The following is an 18,917-nucleotide window of genomic DNA, read 5'->3' on the forward strand; positions in this document are numbered from 1 at the left end:
AGTCATCGTTGCGCTAGACATATCATTATCGCGATATCATTTATCGCGACATCTAAAACGGAGATTGAGATGACTGAAGCTTCACATGCGAAGGCCGGCTCGGGCAGCGGCACGATCACCACCAACGACGGCACGCAGATCTACTACAAGGATTGGGGCACCGGTCAGCCGGTCGTCTTCCACCATGGCTGGCCACTGAGCAGCGACGACTGGGATGCCCAGATGCTGTTCTTCCTCTCCAAGGGCTATCGGGTCATCGCCCATGACCGCCGCGGCCATGGCCGCTCCAGCCAGACTGACACCGGCAATGAGATGGACACCTACGCCGCCGATGTGAGGGCGCTGGTTGCGCATCTCGACCTCAAGAACGCCATCCATGTCGGGCATTCGACCGGCGGTGGCGAAGTGGCGCGCTATGTCGCGCAGTACGGTTCCGGAGGCCGTGTCGCCAAGGCTGTGCTGATCGGCGCGGTGCCGCCGATCATGCTCAAGACCGCTGCCAATCCCGGCGGCTTGCCTATCGAAGTGTTCGACGGCTTTCGCTCGGCGCTGACGACGAACCGCGCCCAGTTCTTCCGCGACCTTCCGGCCGGCCCTTTCTACGGCTTCAACCGTCCAGGCGCGACGGTGTCGGAAGGTGTGGTCGACAATTGGTGGCGGCAGGGCATGATGGGCGGCGCCAAGGCGCATTACGACTGCATCAAGGCGTTCTCGGAAACCGACTTCACCGAGGACCTGAAGAAGATCGACGTGCCGGTGCTAGTCATGCATGGCGACGACGACCAGATCGTGCCGATCGCGGATTCGGCGCTGCTCGCGATCAAGCTGCTCAAGAAGGGCGAGCTCAAAGTCTACAAGGGCCTTCCGCACGGCATGGCGACGACCCATGCGGAGGTCATCAATGCCGACCTCCTGGCTTTCTTCCAGGCCTGAGTCCCAGCGCCAGAAAAGCACCCGCCATCGCGCGGGTGCTTTGCTCTCTGGAGCTCGTCCGGAGTGGCCGGCTCAGGCTTTCCTGGCCTCCTTCATGTTCGGCAGGAACACGGTCAGCAGGCCGAGGAAGGGCAGGTACGAGCAGACGTGGTAGACGAAGTCGATGCCTTTCATGTCGGCGATGACGCCGAGCACGGCCGCAGCGATGCCGCCCATGCCGAAGGCGAAGCCGAAGAAGATGCCGGCGATCATGCCGACGCGGCCGGGAACCAGTTCCTGCGCGAAGACGACGATGTTGGAGAAGGCCGACGACAGGATCAGGCCGATCACAACGGTAAGCACCATCGTCCATTCCAAATTGGCGTAAGGCAGCGCCAGCGTGAAGGGCAGAACGCCGACGATCGAGAACCAGATCATCGCCTTCTGTCCGTAGCGGTCGCCGAACGGGCCGCCGAGCAGGATGCCAAGCGCCGAGGCGCCGAGGAACAGGAAGAGCATGACCTGCGACATCTGCACCGAAACGCCGAACTTATGGATGGCGTAGAAGGTGTAGTAGCTGGACAGCGAGGCGATATAGGCGTTCTTGCTCAATACCAGCAGCGTCAGCACCGCCAATGCCCCCATGACCTTTTTGCGTGGGAAGGGCGAGACGTGAGCCGCCGGCTTGCGGCTGGCCATCGAGGCGCGCAGCCGGCTGTACCAGCCGCCAACCTGCCACAGCACGACGATGCCGATCAGCGAGCCGACGGCGAACCAGGAAATGCTGGTCTGGCCGAAAGGCACGACGATGAAGGCGGCGAGCAGCGGGCCCATCGCCTGGCCGAAATTGCCGCCGACCTGGAACAGCGATTGCGCGAGACCGAAGCGGCCGCCCGAGGCGAAGCGGGCGATGCGCGAGGATTCCGGATGGAAGATCGCCGAGCCGATACCGATCAGCGAGGCGCCGATCAGGAGCAGCCAGTAATGGCCGGCATGCGCAAGCACCACCAGCCCGACCAGTGATGAGGCCATGCCCCAAGGCAAGGAATAGGGCATCGGTCGCTTGTCGGTGATCATGCCGATCACAGGCTGCAGCAGCGAGGCCGTTACCTGGAAAGTGAACGTAAGAAGGCCGATCTGCCAGAAATCGAGACCGTAATTCTCTTTGAGCAGCGGATAGATCGCCGAAAGCAGCGACTGCATGATGTCGTTGACGCAGTGGCAGAAGCTCACCGCAAGAATGACCGTGAAGGCCGTCGCTTGCGCCGAGGCGTGGCTTGCCGGCGCTGGGGTGGCGACGGCGGTGGCGGTCGTATCGGTCAAGGCAATGCTCCGGGTCTTTTTGGCGGCGAACCGCAGCCAGCCAGCTTTATTGGCCGCTTGTCTTATAATCGGCTTGAATGGCGACTTCTTTCGTGGTTTGGTCCAATAGTTTCGCAAGTGGGCCACATCGAATGCCGCATGGCCGGGAAATCTTCAGGGGCGATGCCGCCGAGCTTGGCCGGCTGCATGAAAGCCGCTGGCAGTGGCTGGAGCAGGCGGTCGGGCCGGCGGTCGCGCTGCCGACCGAATATCCCGACGGCTACCACGTGCCGCGGCACCGCCACAGCCGCAGCCAGTTGCTGCATGCGCTTGTCGGCGTCGTGCTGGTGACGACTAGGCACGGCCGCTGGATGGTGCCGCCCGACCATGCGATGTGGATACCGGCCGGCATCGAGCATTCGGTCGAGATGCTGGGCGATGTCTCGATGCGCTCGGTTTATGTGGTGCCGGATGCAATTCCCGGCCTGCCGGAGGGATTACGCGTCGTCGGCATCACCGAGCTGATGCACAGCCTGATCGTGGAATCGGAGAAGCTGCCTCAGGGCGGCGAGCTCGAAGGACGCGCCGGGCTGATCATGGGGCTCTTGCTGCATGAGATACCGAACCTGCCGGAGCGGCCGCTCGGCCTGCCTTTTCCGTCGGATCCGAAGCTCGCGGCGCTCTGCCGGCGCTTTGTCGCGGCGCCCTCGCCACATGCGACGATCGACGAATGGGCGGATGCCGCTGGCATGAGCCGGCGCTCCTTCACACGCGCCTTCCACCGCCAGACCGGGCTGTCGCTCTCCACTTGGCGCCGGCAGGCCTGCCTGTTCGCGGCGCTGCCGAGGCTCGCCGACGGCGAACCCATCACCAGGGTGGCGCTCGATCTTGGCTATGACAGCGTGCCGGCGTTCATCACCATGTTCAGGCGCATGCTCGGCAGCTCGCCTCGCGGCTATATGCGCGGCGCGCGCGAGTCAGGCGAGGGGCCAAAGCGATCAAGCGGCCCGGTTCAAGCCAGCAGCGCCGCGGCTTAGTCGAACAGGCTTGAGACCGATTCTTCTGTCGCCGTGCGCGAGATCGCCTCGCCCATCAGGTCGGCGATCGAGATGACGCGGATGTTGGGCGCGTCGAGCACGGCCTGGCTGGGCTGGATGGAATCGGTGATCACCAGTTCTTGCAGTTTCGAGCCACTGATGCGGGCAACGGCGCCGCCCGAGAGCACGCCATGGGTGATGTAGGCAGTGACGCTGGTCGCGCCGTTGGCGAGCAAGGCATCGGCCGCGTTGCAGAGCGTGCCGCCGGAATCGACGATGTCGTCGATCAAGAGGCAATCCTTGCCGGCGACGGCGCCGATGATATTCATCACCTCGGATTCGCCGGGCCGCTCGCGGCGCTTGTCGACGATGGCGAGCTGCGCATCGAAGCGTTTTGCAAGCGCGCGCGCCCGCACTACGCCGCCAATGTCGGGCGATACGACGACGACATTGCCGAGCTGCTTGTATTTCGCCTTCACGTCGCGGGCCATCACCGGCACCGAGAACAGATTGTCGGTCGGGATGTCGAAGAAGCCCTGGATCTGGCCGGCGTGCAGGTCGAGCGTCAGCACGCGATCGGCGCCGGCGCGGGTGATCATGTTGGCGACGAGCTTGGCCGAAATCGGCGTGCGGCCTGAGGCGCGGCGGTCCTGCCTGGCGTAGCCGAAATAGGGAATGACCGCCGTGATGCGCCTTGCCGAGGAGCGCATGAAGGCGTCCATCATGATGAGCAGCTCCATCAGATGGTCGTTGGTCGGATAGGAGGTCGACTGCAGGATGAAGACATCCTCGCCGCGCACGTTCTCCTGGATCTCGACGAAGATCTCCTGATCGGCGAAGCGCCTGACGCTGGCCTTCCCCAGCGGGATGTTGAGATAGCGAGCGACCGCTTCGGCCAGCACCCTGTTGGAATTGCCCGCAAAAAGCTTCATGCACCGTTCCTGGTGAAGGATGGAGAGACCGGACAGACTCTCATGAGCCTTTATGCCGGGCTTTTAGCGGCCCGCGCCGGTATTGCAAGCCTCGTGATCGGGAATCGTTCGACAAGGCGCAACAAAGGCCGGCTGGATCGCAAGCCGGCAACAGGTTGGTCGATCAACCGGCGCCGCCGCTGCCGAGCCACGCGGTGAACTGGTCGATCGTCTGGTCGGCGATGGCCTGCATGGTCGCCGGCGCTACTGCCGGCCAGCCTTCGCCACTGCCGACGGAAACCGCTTTCTGCTGCCCATTGATGCGATGCAGGCGGTTGCCCGAAGGATCGTAGATGTCCCAGACATAGATGACTGTGGTCTCCTTGCCTTCGGACATCGTCGAAAAATATCCCTTCAGCACATGCGTCGCCGTCTGGTCGGTGCTGCCGACAAGGGTCACGCCGCGCTGCCTGGCGCGCGTCTGCAATTCCGCCGTCAAGGGTGCTGCGGCCTCCACCGAGGCGCCGACGATCGGCGCTACCTGCAGCCGGGTCTTGGCGATGGCGGCGGCCTGAGCCGGCGTGGCAGGCGTTGAAGCCGCCGCGGTCGCTGTGGGCGCGGGCGCGGTGGTCGTTGTTGGCGATGCGGTGGCCGACGTGCCCTGGGTGGCCGGCAGAGCCTGGGCCGAACCCGCCGGCGGCTTGACGGCAGAAGGATCGAGGACGTCCTTGGCGTTGGTGCAGGCGGCCAGCGCCAGCGCCGCAAGCAATGACACGGTCGTCACCTGCGATCGTCTCATTTGCCCGACAACTCCTTGGTGGCGAACGCCCCCGCGTGAACCAACCATTATGGATTCACTGCACGATCAAGTCGAGATCATGGCGCGAGAGCGGCTTCGGCGCCGATTCCGTGGTAAGATAGGTGCGGCCGAGCGTCATCGCCGTATCGGTTTCCGAATCCATGATGATCATATGCGCGAACAGCGTCATGCTGGGCGCGATCGGCTCCGGATTGCCCTGGTAGAACATCGGCATGTCCATCCAGGACGGCGTGAAGCGGGCGCCGAGCGAATAGCCGCAGGCGTTCAGCCGGTGCTTGGTCAGATTATGCGCCTCGAGCGTGCGGGCATGCGCGTCGAAGACGTCGCCGAAGGAATTGCCCGGCGTCATCGCCTTCTCGACGGCAAGCAGAGCCGCGCGGGCGGCATCGAACAGTTCCTGGTGGCGCTTCGAGATCTTCCCGGTCAAAACGGTGCGCATCATCGCCGCGTGATAGTGATGGAAGACGCCCGCCCATTCGAGCGTCAGCTGGTCGTTCTTGGTGAGCTTGCGGCGGCCGGCCTTGTAGCGGCAGAGCAGGGCATCCGCGCCGGAGCCGATGATGAATTCGTTGGCGGGATAGTCGCCGCCGCCGGCAAAAACTGCTCCTTGCATGGCGGCCAGGATCAGCGCCTCGTCGCCGCCCTGCTTGATCAGCGGCAGCGCGGCATCGAGCGCATCGTCGGCGAGGCTTGCGGCTTTTTCGGCCTTGGCGATCTCGGCCGGACTCTTGAAGAGACGCAGCCGGCCGACGATTCCGGAAGCATCGGCGATCTGGCCGAAGGTCTGCAACTGCTCGTCCACGCGACGGCCATTGTAGGCCGTGAGGCCGTGCGTATCGTATTCCACGCCGATGCGGGCGCCAAGCAGATCGAGATCGTTGAGCAGGTTGCGCAGGTCGATCGCGGGATTGGCGCCATCACGATCGGTCCACAATACGATATTCTCGATGGTCGAGGTGTTTCGCGCCTGCCTCAAATCGGCCGAGCGGGTGAGCAGCACCATCGAGCCGTCGCCCTTCACCACCAGGCACTGGAAGAAGCAGAAGCCGAAAGTGTCGTAGCCGGTCAGCCAGTACATGCTCTCCTGCGCGAACAAAAGCACGGCGTCGAGCTTCTTCTCGGCCATCTCGATCAGCAGCCGGTCGCGCCGCGCGTCGAATTCCGAACGTTCGAAATGCAGCGCCATTACTCTTTCTCCAGAACGATTGCCGAGACCTGCCGCCCGTAATCCGCTTCCTTGCGGTGGGTGGTGCGGCGGTAGGAATAGAAAAGGTGTTCTTCCGCGTAAGTGCAGCGGCCGAGCCCGTCGGCGGTCACGCCGGCCTTGCGCAACCGATCGACCGTATATTGGTTGAGGTCGAACATCGAGTGGCCAGGGTTCTGCGACGACTTGAAGTAGCGTTGATTGCCGGCGTCGGCCTCGATGAAGCGAGCGACGAATTCCGGTCCCACCTCGTAATTGTCGAGTCCGATGGAAGGGCCGAGCACGGCGACGATGCGATCGCGGCGGGCGCCGAGCCCTTCCATCGCGGCTACGGTGTTTTCGAGCACGCCGGTGAGGGCGCCTTTCCAGCCGGCATGGGCCGCGCCGATGACGCGCGCCTCCGCGTCGGCGAACAGCACCGGACCGCAATCGGCCGTCGAGGCGCCGACAGCGATGCCCGGCCGGTCGGTGACGATGGCGTCGGCCTGGGGGCGAGGGCCGGCAAAAGGCTCCCTGGCAATGACGACATCGGGAGAATGGACCTGGTGCGCGGTGAGGAGATGATCCGCCGGCACGCCCATCCAGTAGGCAACGCGGCGACGGTTCTCGGCAACCAGCGTCTGATCATCGCCGGAGCCCGTGCCGATGTTGAGGCCTTGATAGATGCCGCCGGAGACGCCGCCGATGCGGGTGAAATAGCCGTGGCGTATGCCTGGCGCCTTCGCAAGCAGCGGCGAGCGTACTGGATCGGGTCTGGTCTGATTCAGCATGGAAGGGTTTGTTGTCCGCGTGGGCGATTTCGTCAAGGTGGAGTTCGGTTGGGGGATGTGAGGCTCGGGCAAGTGGCAGGGTCAGCTTGCACGGGTTGCCCGCCGATGTCAGCCAGTTTTCGCGGCTGGCAGGATCTTCATCACCTTGAACAGCTCGCCCATCGCATCGGGGCCGGCAAGGCGCTTGACCGCCTCGGAAATCGCCTGACGCGCGACATCATCGGCCCGGGCGCCCAGCGCGCCGGCGCGCTCGAGCAAGCCCATGCCGAGCAGGAATTCGCTCTGCGTGGTCAGTTCCGCCTGGAGGCCGTGCTCCCGGACGGCTGCGGCCAACGCGGCGAAATCGACGTGAGCGGTAAGATCGGCCCCGCCGGGATTGGCCAGCACGTCTTCGTGATCGTGCCTGCGCACAGCCTGCAATGTGTCGCCGAAGCCCGGCTCAAGATGGCCGTAGTCGATGAACAGCCCGGCGCCGCCATGGCCGGCGATACGCTCGGCAATCGCTGCCATCAGAGCGGCGCGGGCCGGCGCCACCTCGACGATGGCGCCTTGCAGAGCATCGGCCGCGCCGGCCGGCAGCAGCGCCGGGTCGACGGAACCCGCGCCGGCGAAGAAATGAAGATTGTCTTGTTCGTCGAGCCCGACCATGCGCTCGCGCCAGCCGGCGCCGACATAGACGAACTGGCGGATCGGCACGGCGTCGAAGAGTTCATTGCCGACGATGAAGAGCGGCTGCTGCGGCAGCGTGTCGATGGTTTGGTGCCAGCTCAGGGCGGGGCTCTGGCCGGCGAGCGTCTCTTTCTGGATTTCGGCCAGGCGCGGACTGGTCTCGATCATGGCGAACGAAGCCTTAGCGGCAAGCGCCGGATCGAGGCGGGACCAGGTGCGCAGCATGTCCTTCATCAGCGTGCCGCGACCGGGGCCGATTTCGGCGAAGGTGGCTGGCAGCGGACGCCCGCCGCCTTGCCAGGCCTGGTAGAGCCAGACGGCGACAAGCTCGCCGAACATCTGGCTGATCTCCGGCGCGGTGACGAAGTCGCCGGCGGCGCCGAAGGGCTCGCGCGTCGTATAATAGCCGTCCTCAGGGTCGAACAGGCAGAGCGCCATGTATTCGCTGACCGGGATCGGCCCCACCGCGCCGATCAGGCCGATGATGCGCTCCTTCAGCCTGGTCATGCCGGCTGCGTCTGCGTCGTCGGCTTTGCGGTGGCCATGGCCCAGATGCCGGCGAGCACCATCGGCGAGGACAGGACCATGCCCATGGTCAGCCAGTTGGTGCCGAGCAGATAACCGAGCTGCTGGTCAGGCTCGCGGAAGAACTCGACGAAGATGCGAGACAGGCCGTAGCCGCAGATGAAGGCGCCGCCGACGAAGCGCGGTGTCTTCAGCTTCAGCCGCGAGTGGGTGAGAAAGCGCAGCACCAGGAAGAGCACAAGACCTTCCAGCAGCGCCTCGTAGAGCTGGCTGGGATGCCGGGTGAACGGGCCGCCATTGGGGAATTCGATCGCCCAGGGCACGTCCGACGGACGGCCCCAGAGCTCCGAATTGATGAAATTGGCCACACGCACCAGCCCAAGGCCGACCGGCACGCCGGCCGAGACGACGTCAAACAGCGTCCAGGTATGAATGCCGCGCTTGAGCGAAAAGAGCGTCATGGCGAGGATCACGCCGAGCAGTCCGCCATGGAACGACATGCCGCCCTGCCAGACCGCCAAGGTGTCGAGCGGATGCGCGATATAGCGTGGAAGGTCGTAGAAGAGGACATAGCCGGTGCGCCCGCCGAGCACCACGCCGATCGCCGCCCAGACGATGAAATCGTCAAGATCCTCGGGCTTCATCGGCAGCTTGCCGTCCGGCCAAAGGCTGGCATTGCTGACCAGGCGCTTGGCGTACCACCAGGCGAACAGAATGCCGACGATGTAGCCGACGCCATACCAATGCACCGCCAGCGGCCCGATATGGACGATAACCGGGTCGATATTGGGGAAGGGCAGGGAGGCCAGCGGCAGCAGGAAATATTCGCTCAAACTGGGTCGCTCCGGTTGCGGTCGTCTATCGGGCGCGGACCATGCGGCAGGGTTTTGGCGGGGTCAAGGCACGCTTCGCTTGCAATCCGTGCCGCGCGCCACTACGTCAAAATAATCAAGCGAGGATTTGCCATGTCGACCGGAACGAACCGCATTCTCGATGAATTCGCCAAGCTGATGACCGATGCCGCGGGGGCAGCCCAAGGCGTCAGGCGCGAGATGGAGACGGCTTTCCGCAGCCAGGCCGAGCGCCTGCTCAACTCCATGGATGTGGTGAAACGCGAGGAGTTCGAGGCTGCGCGCGAGATGGCCGTCAAGGCAAGAGAAGACAACATCCAGCTTGCGGTGCGCGTCGAAGCGCTCGAGGCCAAGCTCGCCGAATTGACCGGGCAAGCCGCACCTGCGGCTGCGGCGAAGCCCAGATCAAAAAAATAATCGTAAACTTTTCCACAAAGCACGATCCGAAAAATCGCTTTGCCGTGAATCGCTTACCGGCATTGCATGAATCTTTTTGACAGCGCCTTTCCACATGCGAATGACGCAGTGCGAAAAATTGGGCTGTTCACGCGACTCCCGATCAATAGACTGAATTTGTTGCATGATTCGAAGCAGGGTCATGCGCCGGGCGGTGGGGTCCGGTTGGGGTCTTTGCGTTTGGAAAGTCCTGGCCGTCCGAGTTCTAGACAAGATTGTTCGTTGTGCGTGCCCTCTCTCGCGGAGCGTGTGGCGGCGCTCTCAGAACGACAGGAAGCATTCATGGAACTCCTCGAACTCGAATTCTCCCGCGAAATCCACCCGGTGGACGTCATCGAGCAGGTGGCCCACAACAATGACTGGTCCTTCGAACGCGCCGGCGACGACGAGATCTCGATTTCGGTGACAGGCAGCTGGACCGACTATCATGTCTCCTTCTCCTGGATGGAAGATTTCGAGGCGCTGCACCTGGCCTGCGCGTTCGACATCAAGGTGCCGGAAACGCGCGCGCTCGAAGTGATGCGGCTCCTGTCGCTGATCAACGAACAGATGCTGTTTGGCCATTTCGACCTGTGGGAGCAGGAGGGCGCGATCATGTTCCGGCAATCGCTGCTGCTTGCCGGCGGGGTCGAGCCGTCGAGCCAGCAGGTCGAGGTGCTTCTGTCATCGGCGTTAGAGGCCTGCGAATGCTATTTCCAGGCCTTCCAATTCGTCGTCTGGTCGGGTACGTCGGCCAAGGACGCGCTGTCCAGCGTGCTCTTTGAAACCCATGGAAGCGCCTGAGCGAAGCCAACACCGCCGATGAGTTCCAGCAGCGAGCGCAAGCCCGAGATCAGCTTTGCCGATTTCGATCGTGTCGACATCCGTGCCGGCACGATCGTCGAGGCTGAGCCCTTTCCGGAGGCGCGCAAGCCGGCATTCAAGCTGAAGATCGATTTCGGCCCGGCGATCGGCGTGAAGAAGTCGTCGGCGCAGATCACCAAATATTATGCGCCGGAGACGCTGATCGGCCGGCAGGTCTTCGCGGTGGTCAATTTCCGGCCGCGTCAGATCGGCCCGTTCATGTCGGAAGTGCTGACGCTTGGTTTTCCGGACGAGGAGGGCGCCGTCGTGCTCGGCGCCATCGAGCGCAAAGTGCCGGACGGCGGGCGTCTATTCTAGAACTAGCCTGGGCCGGCCTGACGTCACCGCGTCCCGATCGGCGCGCTTGCGCGGTATCCCCAGCGCTTCTTCGACCACGTCCAGGAACATCTCGGCGCATGCCTTCCAACTGTAGCGCAGGGCGCGCTGGCGCGCCTCCGCGCGGTCAATGCGAAGCGCCTTGAGCGCCGCCTCGCGCAAATCCTCGGACACGGCCCCGCCGACCCCGTCGCCGACGATGTCGATCGGTCCGGTCACCGGATAGGCGGCCACCGGCGTGCCGCTGGCCAGAGCCTCGATGATGACATTGCCGAAGGTGTCGGTGCGGCTCGGAAAGACGAAGACGTCAGCCGAGGCGTAGATTTCCGCCAGTTCGTCGTTCGGGCGATGGCCGAGGAAATGCGCGTTCGGATAGCGGGCGCTGAGCTTTGCCAGTTCCGGCCCTTCGCCGACCACCACCTTGCTGCCGGGGAGATCGAGATCGAGGAAGGCGGTCAGGTTCTTTTCGATCGCGACACGGCCGACGCAGAGGAAGATGGGGCGGGGAAAGCTGGTGTCCTTGCGTTTGTCCGGCCGGAAATGATCGGTGTCGACGCCGCGAGTCCAGGGCCTCAGCTTATCGAAGCCGCGCGAGGCAAGGTCGTCCGCCAACGATTGCGTGGCGACCAGCGTGCCCTGTCCGGAATTGTGGAAGTCGCGCAGCCAGTTATAGGCCCACCTCTCCGGCACCGGCAGGCGGGCGCTGAGATATTCGGGAAAACGCGTGTGGTAGCTGGTGGTAAAGGGACGGCCGGCCTTGCGGCAGTAGCGGCGCGCCATGATGCCGAGCGGCCCTTCGGTGACAATGTGGATGTGGTCGGCCTTTCCCGCTTCGATCAGCCGCGCGACATGACTGGGGGTTGTCAAGGCGAGCCGAATGTCCGGGTAGGTCGGCAGCGGCAAGGTGCGGAAGATGTTCGGCGTCAGAAAATCGACCTGGACTTCGAAGGATTTCAGCGTTTCGGTAAGCCGCTCCAGCGTGTGAACCACGCCGTTGACCTGCGGTCGCCATGCATCGGTGACCATCAGGATTCGCATGGCGACCCTTCGCACAGATTCTTGGGCGCGCCGGCACGATGGCGGAACGGCAGCCAGGCTGCAGCTCACGCTTCGCTCCAGCGCACCCGGGCGGGTGCGGGATCGAAGCGGGGCGGCATGGCCGAATCGATAAAGGTCGCGCGCTTCATGCGCGCTCTTGACCATGATTTCATGACGGGGGGATGAAGGCCGTCTTTGTCCGACTAAGCCGGCACCTTGATCACGGCTCGCAAACCGCCCAGCGGGCTGTCTTCAAGCATGATGTCGCCGCCATGGGTTCGGGCGATGTCGCGGGCGATCGACAGACCAAGGCCGGTGCCGCTGGCATCGAGATTGCGCGCTTCGTCGAGCCGCAGGAATGGCTTGAACACTTCCTCGCGCTTGTCCGGCGCGATGCCGGGACCGTCATCGTCGATGGTGACGGTCAGCGAGCCGCGGCCGTGATTGGCATGGACCTCGACCGTCTTGGCATATCGGAAAGCATTGCCGATGACATTGGACATCAGCCTGGCAAAGGCGTTCGGCCGCACATGCACGGTCGGATCGCCGGTCAGTGTCGTCGACAGCTTGCATTTGCGCAGTTGCGCTTCCTCGCCAAGCTTCTGGAAATAGGCATCGAGATCGAAGCGGCCGGTGTCTTCCGCCGCCTCGCCGCGGGCAAAGGAGAGATAGCCCTCCAGCATCGACTGCATGTCGTCGATGTCCTGGTTCAGCGCAGCCTTGGTCTCGGCCTTGCCGCCGGCCAGGGCCAACTGCAGCTTGAAGCGGGTCAGAATGGTCCTGAGATCATGGCTGACGCCGGTCAGCATGGCGGTGCGCTGCTCGATCTGGCGCTCGATGCGCTCGCGCATCTGGATGAAGGCGAAGCCGGCGCGGCGCACTTCCTCCGCGCCGCGCGGACGGAAATCGCGCGGCATCGGCCGGCCCTTGCCGAAGCTCTCGGCGGCTTCGGCCAATGTCAGGATCGGCCTTATTTGATTGCGCAGGAAGGGGATGGCGATCATCAAGAGCACCAGCGAGGTGCCGACCATCCAGATCAGGAAGATATGGGTGTTTGAGGCATAAGCCTGGCTGCGACGCACGAAGACGCGCAGCACCTTGCCTTCGAGCTGGACGCGGACCTCGACGACATTGGAGTTGCCGACCGTGTCGATCCAAAAGGGACGGTTGATCTGCCGGGTAATCTCCGACGACAGGGCCGTGTCGAGGATTGAGAAGAACGGCTTCGGCCCGGGGGCCGGCAGGGGATCGGGCGGCAGCAGATCCACTTTCAGCTGCATGCGGTCTTGGGCGATGCGGATGATGTTGGCGTAATCGGCGTCGTGGGGATAGGTCTCCATCATGTCGATGATGGCAGCGATGTCTGCGATCGTCGCCTGCGACAGGCGTTGGGTAACTGTCTGCCAGTGGCGCTCCATGAAGACGAAGGCAACGACCGACTGCAAAAGGATCATCGGCGCGATGACGATGATCAGGGAGCGGGCATAAAGCCGCTTCGGCATGTAGAGCGCGACCAGGCGCCAGAACCGGTTCCAGGCGCGCGGCATCGCCCTCAGCGTGCGCAAAGCGAGATCGCCGAGGCTCCCGGTCTTGGGCTTTTCCAGTTGCGTGGTCGCCATTCGCCCTTCCGCTCGTAGACGGCCATTCAGCCAAGGCCGTCTGCGAGCATGTTATTCCACGCTGAGCCGATACCCAATACCGCGCACGGTCTGCAGCCACACCGGATTTGACGGATCGCGCTCGATCTTGCGGCGCAGCCGGTTGATCTGGACATCGATGGTCCGCTCGCCGACATCCGATTCGTCGCCGACGAGCTCGTGCCGAGGTATGGTTTCGCCCGCCCGGGCGGCGAAGATCGCCAGGATTTCCTGCTCGCGGTCGGTCAGCTTCAGCGCCTCGCCGCCACGCTTCAGTTCGCGCTTGGCGATCTGGAACGTGTAGGGGCCGAAGACGAGCTGCTCGACTTTCGGCGTCGCCGCCGGGCCGCCGCGGCGCAGGATGTTGTTGATGCGCAGTATGAGCTCGCGCGGATCGAAGGGCTTCGGCAGATAGTCGTCGGCGCCGGCCTCGAGCCCGGTGATACGGCTGTCGGTTTCCGACAGCGCCGTCAGCATCAGGATCGGCACGTTCTTCTCGGCCCGTAGCGCCTTGGTGAGGTCGACGCCGGTTTCGCCGGGCATCATGACGTCAAGCACGAGCAGGTCGAAGTCCAGCCCCGCGAGCTTGCGCCGGGCCTCGCCGGAGTTGCCGGCAACGGTGACCCGAAAACCGTTCTCGGACAAATATTGCTTGAGCAGATTGCGAATGCGGGTGTCATCGTCGACCACCAGCAGATGCGGCGCATCATCGCCGGGCGCTGCCGGATGATCAACCTTCTCAGTGGTCTCCATTTTTCTTCCCCGATGTTTGCGCAGGCACAATGTCGATCTGCGCTCTAAGTTCCGGATTGACCATCGCCTCGAGGAATCTCTCGATCGAGGCGCGCTCGGCGGTCCCGGAATCCTCCAATGCAGCACGGATGCGGCGCGACTGTGGCCGTGCCAGCGCCAGTGCCAGCGCGCGGCCCTTGGCAGTCGGATAGAGCTCGCGCTGCCGGCGGTCGCGCAACCCTTGCACCTGGACGATATGGTCCGTGTCGATCAGCTGCTTCAACACCCGCGCCAGGCTCTGCTTGGTGATCTTCAGCACGTCGAGCAGCTCGGCAACCGTCAGTCCGGGCCTGCGGTTGACGAAATGCAGGACGCGGTGATGGGCACGGCCGAAGCCGTAATCGGCAAGGATCTGGTCGGGATCGGAGGTGAAGTCGCGATAGGCGAAGAAAAACAGCTCGATGATGGCAAAGTCGATGCCGTCCTCGTCGGTGATCGCCGTCCTGATCGGTTTTCCGGCTGCGGGGCTTCGATCCGTCATCATTTCTCCATGCCAGCGGGGAATTACGTCAGTACTGTTGACGTAATTTCCCGCAAATGATAATTTTTGACAAGCTTTTCGGCGGATTGCGAACGAAAAGGCAAGCGGAAGCCGTTTTTCCGGAACTTCCTAAGTTTGCCATGGATTGAATATCCGCCTACGTTTCCAGGCACAGGCTCGCGGTTTCGGACCCAGTAGCAGGGCCGACACAAAAGGCCATAAGACACAACGATTGGCGGGCGCCCGCCCGCGGGAGGTTTCCATGGCATCCGTTCCCTTCGATCAACTGGACGGCTTCATCTGGATGAACGGGGAGTTCGTCAAATGGGGCGAGGCCAAGATCCACGTGCTGACTCATGGCCTGCACTATGCCAGCGCGGTCTTCGAGGGCGAGCGCGCCTATGGCGGCCAGATATTCAAGCTCACCGAGCACAATGAGCGCCTGCATGAATCGGCACGCCTGCTCGGTTTCAAGATTCCCTACTCGGTCGGCGAGATCGACGAGGCTTGCCGCAAGCTTCTGAAGAAGCAGGGTTTCAAGGACGCCTATGTGCGTCCGATCGCCTGGCGCGGCAGCGAGCAGATGGGTGTTTCGGCGCAGAACAACCGTATCAACTGCGCCATCGCCATCTGGCAGTGGCCGAGCTATTTCGACCCGGCGCAGAAGCTGAAGGGCATCCGTCTCGACGTCGCCGAATGGCGCCGGCCCGACCCGCGCACCGCGCCATCCAAGTCCAAGGCCGCCGGCCTCTACATGATCTGCACGCTTTCCAAGCACGCCGCCGAGGCCAAGGGCTACGCCGACGCCATGATGCTCGACTGGCGCGGCCAGGTGGCGGAAGCCACCGGCGCCAACATCTTCTTCGTCAAGGACGGCAAAATCCACACCCCGACGCCCGACTGCTTCCTCGACGGCATCACCCGCCGCACCGTCATCGGCCTGGCCAAGGACCGCGGCTTCGAGGTGATCGAGCGCGCCATCATGCCCGAAGAGCTCGATGGCTTTGAGCAGTGCTTCCTTACCGGCACGGCCGCGGAAGTCACGCCGGTCTCGGAAATCGGCCCGTACCGATTCGAGGTCGGCGAGATCGCCAAGACGTTGATGAACGACTATTCTGCCGCGGTGCAGCCAAAGCACGCCATCGCCGCAGAATAGCGATAGTCACAGCCTTTTTGTGCAACGGGGCGGTTTCGGGCCGCCCCTTTTATTTAGGCGCCTGCGCAGCAATTCGGCGTCTCATGGGTGCGGGCGATCCGGCGACGGCAGCGGAGCAGCCGGTGGGACTGGCAGGGCGATGGGCATACAAAGCATCATCGTCGGCGCCGGCGCCATCCTCACCGACATCATGCGCGCGGTCATGACCGTGATGAAGAATAGGCTTGGCAGAATTTCAGGTTTCCCATGGACGGCTGTGGCCGCCCATTTCTTTTAGAGGGATCACCGGTGGACGCAGTCGGCTGTGCCCTCTACATCAGGGCAACACCTCGAAAGGAAAGCCATGGGTCAGCTCAATGCCGGCATCGTGCCGGTCACGCCCTTCCAGCAGAATTGCACCATTCTCTTCGACATGGACGACAAACAAGGTGTCGTCGTCGATCCCGGCGGCGACGTCGACAAGATAGTGGCAGTGCTTAAGGACAACGCGATCAGGGCGAAGGCGATCTGGATCACTCACGGCCATATCGATCATGCCGGCGGCGCGATGGATCTGAAGGATGCACTCGGCATCGACATCATCGGCCCGCACGAGGCCGATCGGCCGCTGCTTGCCAATCTCGAGACCCAGGCCAAGCGCTTCGGCCTTACCGATCCGGTGCGCAATTGCATTCCGGACCGTTTTCTCAGCGAAGGCGACACGGTCTCGTTCGGAGAGCATGTGTTCGAGGTGCTGCATTGTCCGGGGCACGCGCCGGGCCATGTCGTCTACTACAACCGCGCGGCCAAATTCGCCCATGTCGGCGACGTGCTGTTTCGCGGCTCGATAGGCCGCACCGATCTGCCGGGCGGCGATCACGCCGCGCTGATCGCCGCGATCAAAGACAAGCTGCTGCCGCTCGGCGACGATATCGGCTTCATCTGCGGTCACGGTCCGGGCGGCCGCTTCGGCGAGGAGCGCCGGACGAATCCCTTCCTGACCTGATCCTCTGCGCAAAGAAAAAGCGCCGCTGGAGGGCGGCGCTTTTGCCTGGACTGGAAACCGTAAGTCTTAGTTGGCAACACAGAAATGCTGTTCGCCATCGTTGCCCGTGAATGTGCCGGTACGCGAGTTGAAGGTGCGGTACCGGTCGGAGCAATACTCGTACCATTCGCGGGTCCACGGCTCGGCATAGCGGTCGGCATAGACGACGCGCGGCTGTACATAGTAGCGGCGAACGGGGCGGTCGACATAATAGCCGTCATCATAGGCGGGATCGTAGTATCTGGGCCCAGGGTTGCTGAGAGCACTACCGATCAGGGCGCCCGCCGCCAGGCCGACAACGCCCGCGGCAAGGGCGTCGCCGCCATTGTGATGATGACGACGCCAGCGCCAATCATCAGCATTTGCCGCCGAGAAGGTGGCCAAAGTGGTCGCGGCGACGCCGGCGGTCACAATGGCGGTCTTGAGAATTCGGTTCATTTTCGGTCTCCTTCGCGCCGGCCCGCGTATTTCAGGGATGCGGGTCGGCTTTAGCAGGGGTTAGTAGAAGACCGTGGCTGAACGGAGGCTGAACGGCACTGCGCGAACGATTTCGCGGCTCGACAAAATTCCGAGCTCTGCGGGAGCGCCCCGCCTGCTCAGTCTCCGTCGGATCTGTCTTGAGCCGGCTTAGCCGATAGACAGGTTGACGGCCTTCGGACCCTTGCCTCGCTTGTCGGGCTCGGTGTCGAATGTCACTTTCTGCCCATCCTCAAGACCGGGAAGGCCCGACGCCTGCACGGCCGAAATATGGACGAAGACGTCCTTCGCGCCATCGTCGGGCGTGATGAAGCCGAAGCCCTTGGCATGGTTGAAGAATTTGACGGTGCCGGTCTGCGGCATGGGAAGCTCCTTTGATCCCATCAAGTCAGTCTCGGGCCGGCAAATTGCCCGAGAGGAAATTTGTCCTTTATTTTAGCGCTATCGGCAAGAGAAAGTTTTCGCCTGCCAATACAACTATTTGCCGGACAAAAAAGGGCGCGACGGAACCGTCGCGCCCTCGAAAACTCAAGCTTCCTGCGAAGCCGATTCATGATCCTGCCGCGCCGTTCATCAGCGGAAGGACAGGCAGCGTCGCCCGCTCAGGCGGCGCGGAGGTTGACCGCCTTCGGACCCTTGCCCATGCGGTCAGGCTCGACGTCGAAGGTGACCTTCTGGCCGTCGACGAGCGTACGCAGGCCGGAGGCCTCGATCGCGGAGATGTGGACGAACACGTCCTTGGCGCCGCCGTCAGGCGTGATGAAGCCGAAGCCTTTGGTGGCGTTGAAGAACTTTACGGTGCCGGTCTGGGCCATGGGGGAAACTCCTTCACCCGTATCAGTCTCGTGGGCTCGCCCGCTTCCTTGGGCTGATCCCGGTGTTGCTTCGGCAGTCATGCATTCGCGCATGGTCAAAGCCCCCGCCGAAAAACGGGGCCGTCAGAGATTCACACTATCGGGGAAAGGTCGTCCAAAACGTGCCGCTCTCCGGGTCGCAAATGCCCGAACACCAAATTTATTACACGGAAATGTGATGGTTGCAAGACAGCACCGCGGGCCGCCCTCGGCGCGCCCAACGCCAGGCCATCGATACACCCGGCGCCATGACCGGTCATCGGCCAGTGAAAAGCCGGGCATGGGCCAGTGCGAGAAGCCGACCGGCGATAAATTTCGCCCCGGGCAAAGCACAAGCCGGGGTTGCGTTCGATCCCAAAATGGCGAGGAATTGCGCGAGCTGGCGCGATCGCGCCTGAGCCAAATAGGAGAGGGACCTATGCGATTTCTTGCGGCAATCGTTTCGCGGCAGGGCCTTGTCGCCCTGCTACTGTCGGCATTGCTGGCGGCCTGTACCGTGGTCGTCGACGAAGGACCGCGTCCGCGTCCGCCGGGGCCGCATCCGCAGCTCTGCACGATGCAATACGAACCAGTGTGCGCAAGACGCGGCGGCGACCGCCAGACCTTCGCCAATGCCTGCCTGGCGGAGCGGGCAGGGTATCGCATCGTGCGTGACGGGCCTTGCCGGGATGGCGGCGGTGGCGGCGAGCAAACCTTCTGCACCCGCGAATACGCGCCGGTCTGCGCCAGACGCTACGGCGAGGTGCGCACTTTCCCGAATGCGTGCGAGGCCCGCGCGGCGGACTATCGCATCATCGGCGACGGGCCTTGCTAGCGGTATTG

At 63.4% G+C, this 18,917-nt stretch carries 23 protein-coding genes; 9 read left to right on the top strand and 14 right to left on the bottom strand.

Annotation, left to right across the window (positions count from 1 at the left end; genetic code table 11):
* The first annotated feature begins 69 nt into the window (after window positions 1–69).
* On the top strand, window positions 70–933 hold the full coding sequence (locus A9K66_RS18970; protein WP_067326566.1) for an alpha/beta hydrolase: 864 nt from the start codon (window positions 70–72) through the stop codon (window positions 931–933).
* A gap of 72 nt (window positions 934–1,005) precedes the next feature.
* On the opposite strand, the gene A9K66_RS18975 is transcribed toward A9K66_RS18970, so the two are convergent.
* Window positions 1,006–2,235 carry an MFS transporter gene (locus tag A9K66_RS18975; RefSeq protein WP_067327132.1) on the bottom strand — a complete coding sequence of 410 codons (1,230 nt, stop codon included), beginning with the start codon at window positions 2,233–2,235 and terminating at the stop codon, window positions 1,006–1,008.
* A gap of 131 nt (window positions 2,236–2,366) precedes the next feature.
* Here A9K66_RS18975 and A9K66_RS18980 point away from each other — a divergent pair, with 131 nt between their 5' ends.
* Window positions 2,367–3,251 carry a helix-turn-helix transcriptional regulator gene (locus tag A9K66_RS18980; protein ID WP_067326569.1) on the top strand — a complete coding sequence of 295 codons (885 nt, stop codon included), beginning with the start codon at window positions 2,367–2,369 and terminating at the stop codon, window positions 3,249–3,251.
* On the opposite strand, the gene A9K66_RS18985 is transcribed toward A9K66_RS18980, so the two are convergent.
* The 6 genes from A9K66_RS18985 to lgt form a co-directional block, all read right to left on the bottom strand.
* Complete coding sequence (locus A9K66_RS18985) at window positions 3,248–4,183, bottom strand: ribose-phosphate pyrophosphokinase (RefSeq protein ID WP_066994382.1); 936 nt, start codon at window positions 4,181–4,183, stop codon at window positions 3,248–3,250. The genes A9K66_RS18980 and A9K66_RS18985 overlap by 4 nt on opposite strands.
* Before the next feature lie 163 nt (window positions 4,184–4,346).
* Complete coding sequence (locus A9K66_RS18990) at window positions 4,347–4,961, bottom strand: hypothetical protein (protein ID WP_067326572.1); 615 nt, start codon at window positions 4,959–4,961, stop codon at window positions 4,347–4,349.
* 55 nt (window positions 4,962–5,016) lie between these two features.
* Window positions 5,017–6,168, bottom strand: coding sequence for a Xaa-Pro peptidase family protein (locus tag A9K66_RS18995; RefSeq protein WP_067326575.1), 1,152 nt, complete (start codon window positions 6,166–6,168; stop codon window positions 5,017–5,019).
* On the bottom strand, window positions 6,168–6,956 hold the full coding sequence (gene pgeF, locus A9K66_RS19000) for a peptidoglycan editing factor PgeF (RefSeq protein WP_067326578.1): 789 nt from the start codon (window positions 6,954–6,956) through the stop codon (window positions 6,168–6,170). Before pgeF ends, A9K66_RS18995 begins: the two co-directional genes overlap by 1 nt.
* Window positions 6,957–7,064: 108 nt before the next feature.
* A complete protein-coding gene (locus tag A9K66_RS19005; RefSeq protein WP_067326581.1) occupies window positions 7,065–8,132 on the bottom strand; it encodes a class I SAM-dependent methyltransferase in 1,068 nt (355 codons plus the stop codon).
* Window positions 8,129–8,983: a prolipoprotein diacylglyceryl transferase gene (lgt, locus tag A9K66_RS19010; protein WP_082953956.1), complete on the bottom strand. Its 855-nt coding sequence runs from the start codon at window positions 8,981–8,983 to the stop codon at window positions 8,129–8,131. Before lgt ends, A9K66_RS19005 begins: the two co-directional genes overlap by 4 nt.
* Before the next feature lie 132 nt (window positions 8,984–9,115).
* Between lgt and A9K66_RS19015 the strand changes: the two genes are divergently transcribed.
* From A9K66_RS19015 to A9K66_RS19025, 3 genes are all read left to right on the top strand, one after another.
* Window positions 9,116–9,418: an accessory factor UbiK family protein gene (locus A9K66_RS19015; RefSeq protein WP_066994397.1), complete on the top strand. Its 303-nt coding sequence runs from the start codon at window positions 9,116–9,118 to the stop codon at window positions 9,416–9,418.
* A 321-nt stretch (window positions 9,419–9,739) separates the two neighbouring features.
* Window positions 9,740–10,240 (top strand): YbjN domain-containing protein, encoded by a 501-nt coding sequence (locus A9K66_RS19020; protein ID WP_066994911.1) that lies wholly within the window; start codon window positions 9,740–9,742, stop codon window positions 10,238–10,240.
* Window positions 10,241–10,258: 18 nt separating this feature from the next.
* Window positions 10,259–10,618 (top strand): tRNA-binding protein, encoded by a 360-nt coding sequence (locus tag A9K66_RS19025; protein WP_067326584.1) that lies wholly within the window; start codon window positions 10,259–10,261, stop codon window positions 10,616–10,618.
* On the opposite strand, the gene A9K66_RS19030 is transcribed toward A9K66_RS19025, so the two are convergent.
* From A9K66_RS19030 to A9K66_RS19045, 4 genes are all read right to left on the bottom strand, one after another.
* Window positions 10,610–11,674 carry a glycosyltransferase family 1 protein gene (locus A9K66_RS19030; RefSeq protein WP_067326588.1) on the bottom strand — a complete coding sequence of 355 codons (1,065 nt, stop codon included), beginning with the start codon at window positions 11,672–11,674 and terminating at the stop codon, window positions 10,610–10,612. The two genes, A9K66_RS19025 and A9K66_RS19030, sit on opposite strands and share 9 nt — an antisense overlap.
* A 203-nt stretch (window positions 11,675–11,877) precedes the next feature.
* Window positions 11,878–13,293, bottom strand: a complete 1,416-nt coding sequence (locus A9K66_RS19035; protein ID WP_082953957.1) for an ATP-binding protein — start codon at window positions 13,291–13,293, stop codon at window positions 11,878–11,880.
* Between the two features lie 51 nt (window positions 13,294–13,344).
* On the bottom strand, window positions 13,345–14,064 hold the full coding sequence (locus A9K66_RS19040) for a response regulator transcription factor (protein WP_059188911.1): 720 nt from the start codon (window positions 14,062–14,064) through the stop codon (window positions 13,345–13,347).
* Window positions 14,051–14,584: a MarR family transcriptional regulator gene (locus tag A9K66_RS19045; protein WP_067327140.1), complete on the bottom strand. Its 534-nt coding sequence runs from the start codon at window positions 14,582–14,584 to the stop codon at window positions 14,051–14,053. Before A9K66_RS19045 ends, A9K66_RS19040 begins: the two co-directional genes overlap by 14 nt.
* Window positions 14,585–14,846: 262 nt before the next feature.
* On the opposite strand from A9K66_RS19045, the gene A9K66_RS19050 reads away from it, so the two are divergent.
* From A9K66_RS19050 to A9K66_RS19055, 3 genes are all read left to right on the top strand, one after another.
* Window positions 14,847–15,740 (top strand): branched-chain amino acid aminotransferase, encoded by an 894-nt coding sequence (locus A9K66_RS19050; RefSeq protein WP_067326591.1) that lies wholly within the window; start codon window positions 14,847–14,849, stop codon window positions 15,738–15,740.
* A gap of 139 nt (window positions 15,741–15,879) precedes the next feature.
* A complete protein-coding gene (locus tag A9K66_RS30405; RefSeq protein ID WP_156751098.1) occupies window positions 15,880–16,017 on the top strand; it encodes a hypothetical protein in 138 nt (45 codons plus the stop codon).
* A gap of 66 nt (window positions 16,018–16,083) precedes the next feature.
* The gene (locus A9K66_RS19055; RefSeq protein ID WP_067326594.1) at window positions 16,084–16,725 is read left to right on the top strand and encodes an MBL fold metallo-hydrolase; all 642 of its coding nucleotides are present in this window, start codon (window positions 16,084–16,086) and stop codon (window positions 16,723–16,725) included.
* Between the two features lie 66 nt (window positions 16,726–16,791).
* Here A9K66_RS19055 and A9K66_RS19060 read toward each other — a convergent pair whose 3' ends face one another.
* The 3 genes from A9K66_RS19060 to A9K66_RS19070 all read right to left on the bottom strand — a co-directional run bounded on the left by A9K66_RS19060 (window position 16,792) and on the right by A9K66_RS19070 (window position 18,056).
* Window positions 16,792–17,202, bottom strand: coding sequence for a BA14K family protein (locus A9K66_RS19060; protein ID WP_066994411.1), 411 nt, complete (start codon window positions 17,200–17,202; stop codon window positions 16,792–16,794).
* 189 nt (window positions 17,203–17,391) lie between these two features.
* Entirely contained in the window at window positions 17,392–17,604 is a 213-nt protein-coding gene (locus A9K66_RS19065; protein ID WP_006202521.1) for a cold-shock protein, read from the bottom strand.
* A 239-nt stretch (window positions 17,605–17,843) separates the two neighbouring features.
* On the bottom strand, window positions 17,844–18,056 hold the full coding sequence (locus A9K66_RS19070) for a cold-shock protein (RefSeq protein WP_006202520.1): 213 nt from the start codon (window positions 18,054–18,056) through the stop codon (window positions 17,844–17,846).
* A 457-nt stretch (window positions 18,057–18,513) separates the two neighbouring features.
* Here A9K66_RS19070 and A9K66_RS19075 point away from each other — a divergent pair, with 457 nt between their 5' ends.
* A complete protein-coding gene (locus A9K66_RS19075) occupies window positions 18,514–18,909 on the top strand; it encodes a Kazal-type serine protease inhibitor domain-containing protein (RefSeq protein WP_067326597.1) in 396 nt (131 codons plus the stop codon).
* The last annotated feature ends 8 nt before the right edge of the window (window positions 18,910–18,917 follow it).

The sequence above is a fragment of the Mesorhizobium sp. AA23 genome, from assembly GCF_001672435.1.
GTDB lineage: Bacteria > Pseudomonadota > Alphaproteobacteria > Rhizobiales > Rhizobiaceae > Mesorhizobium.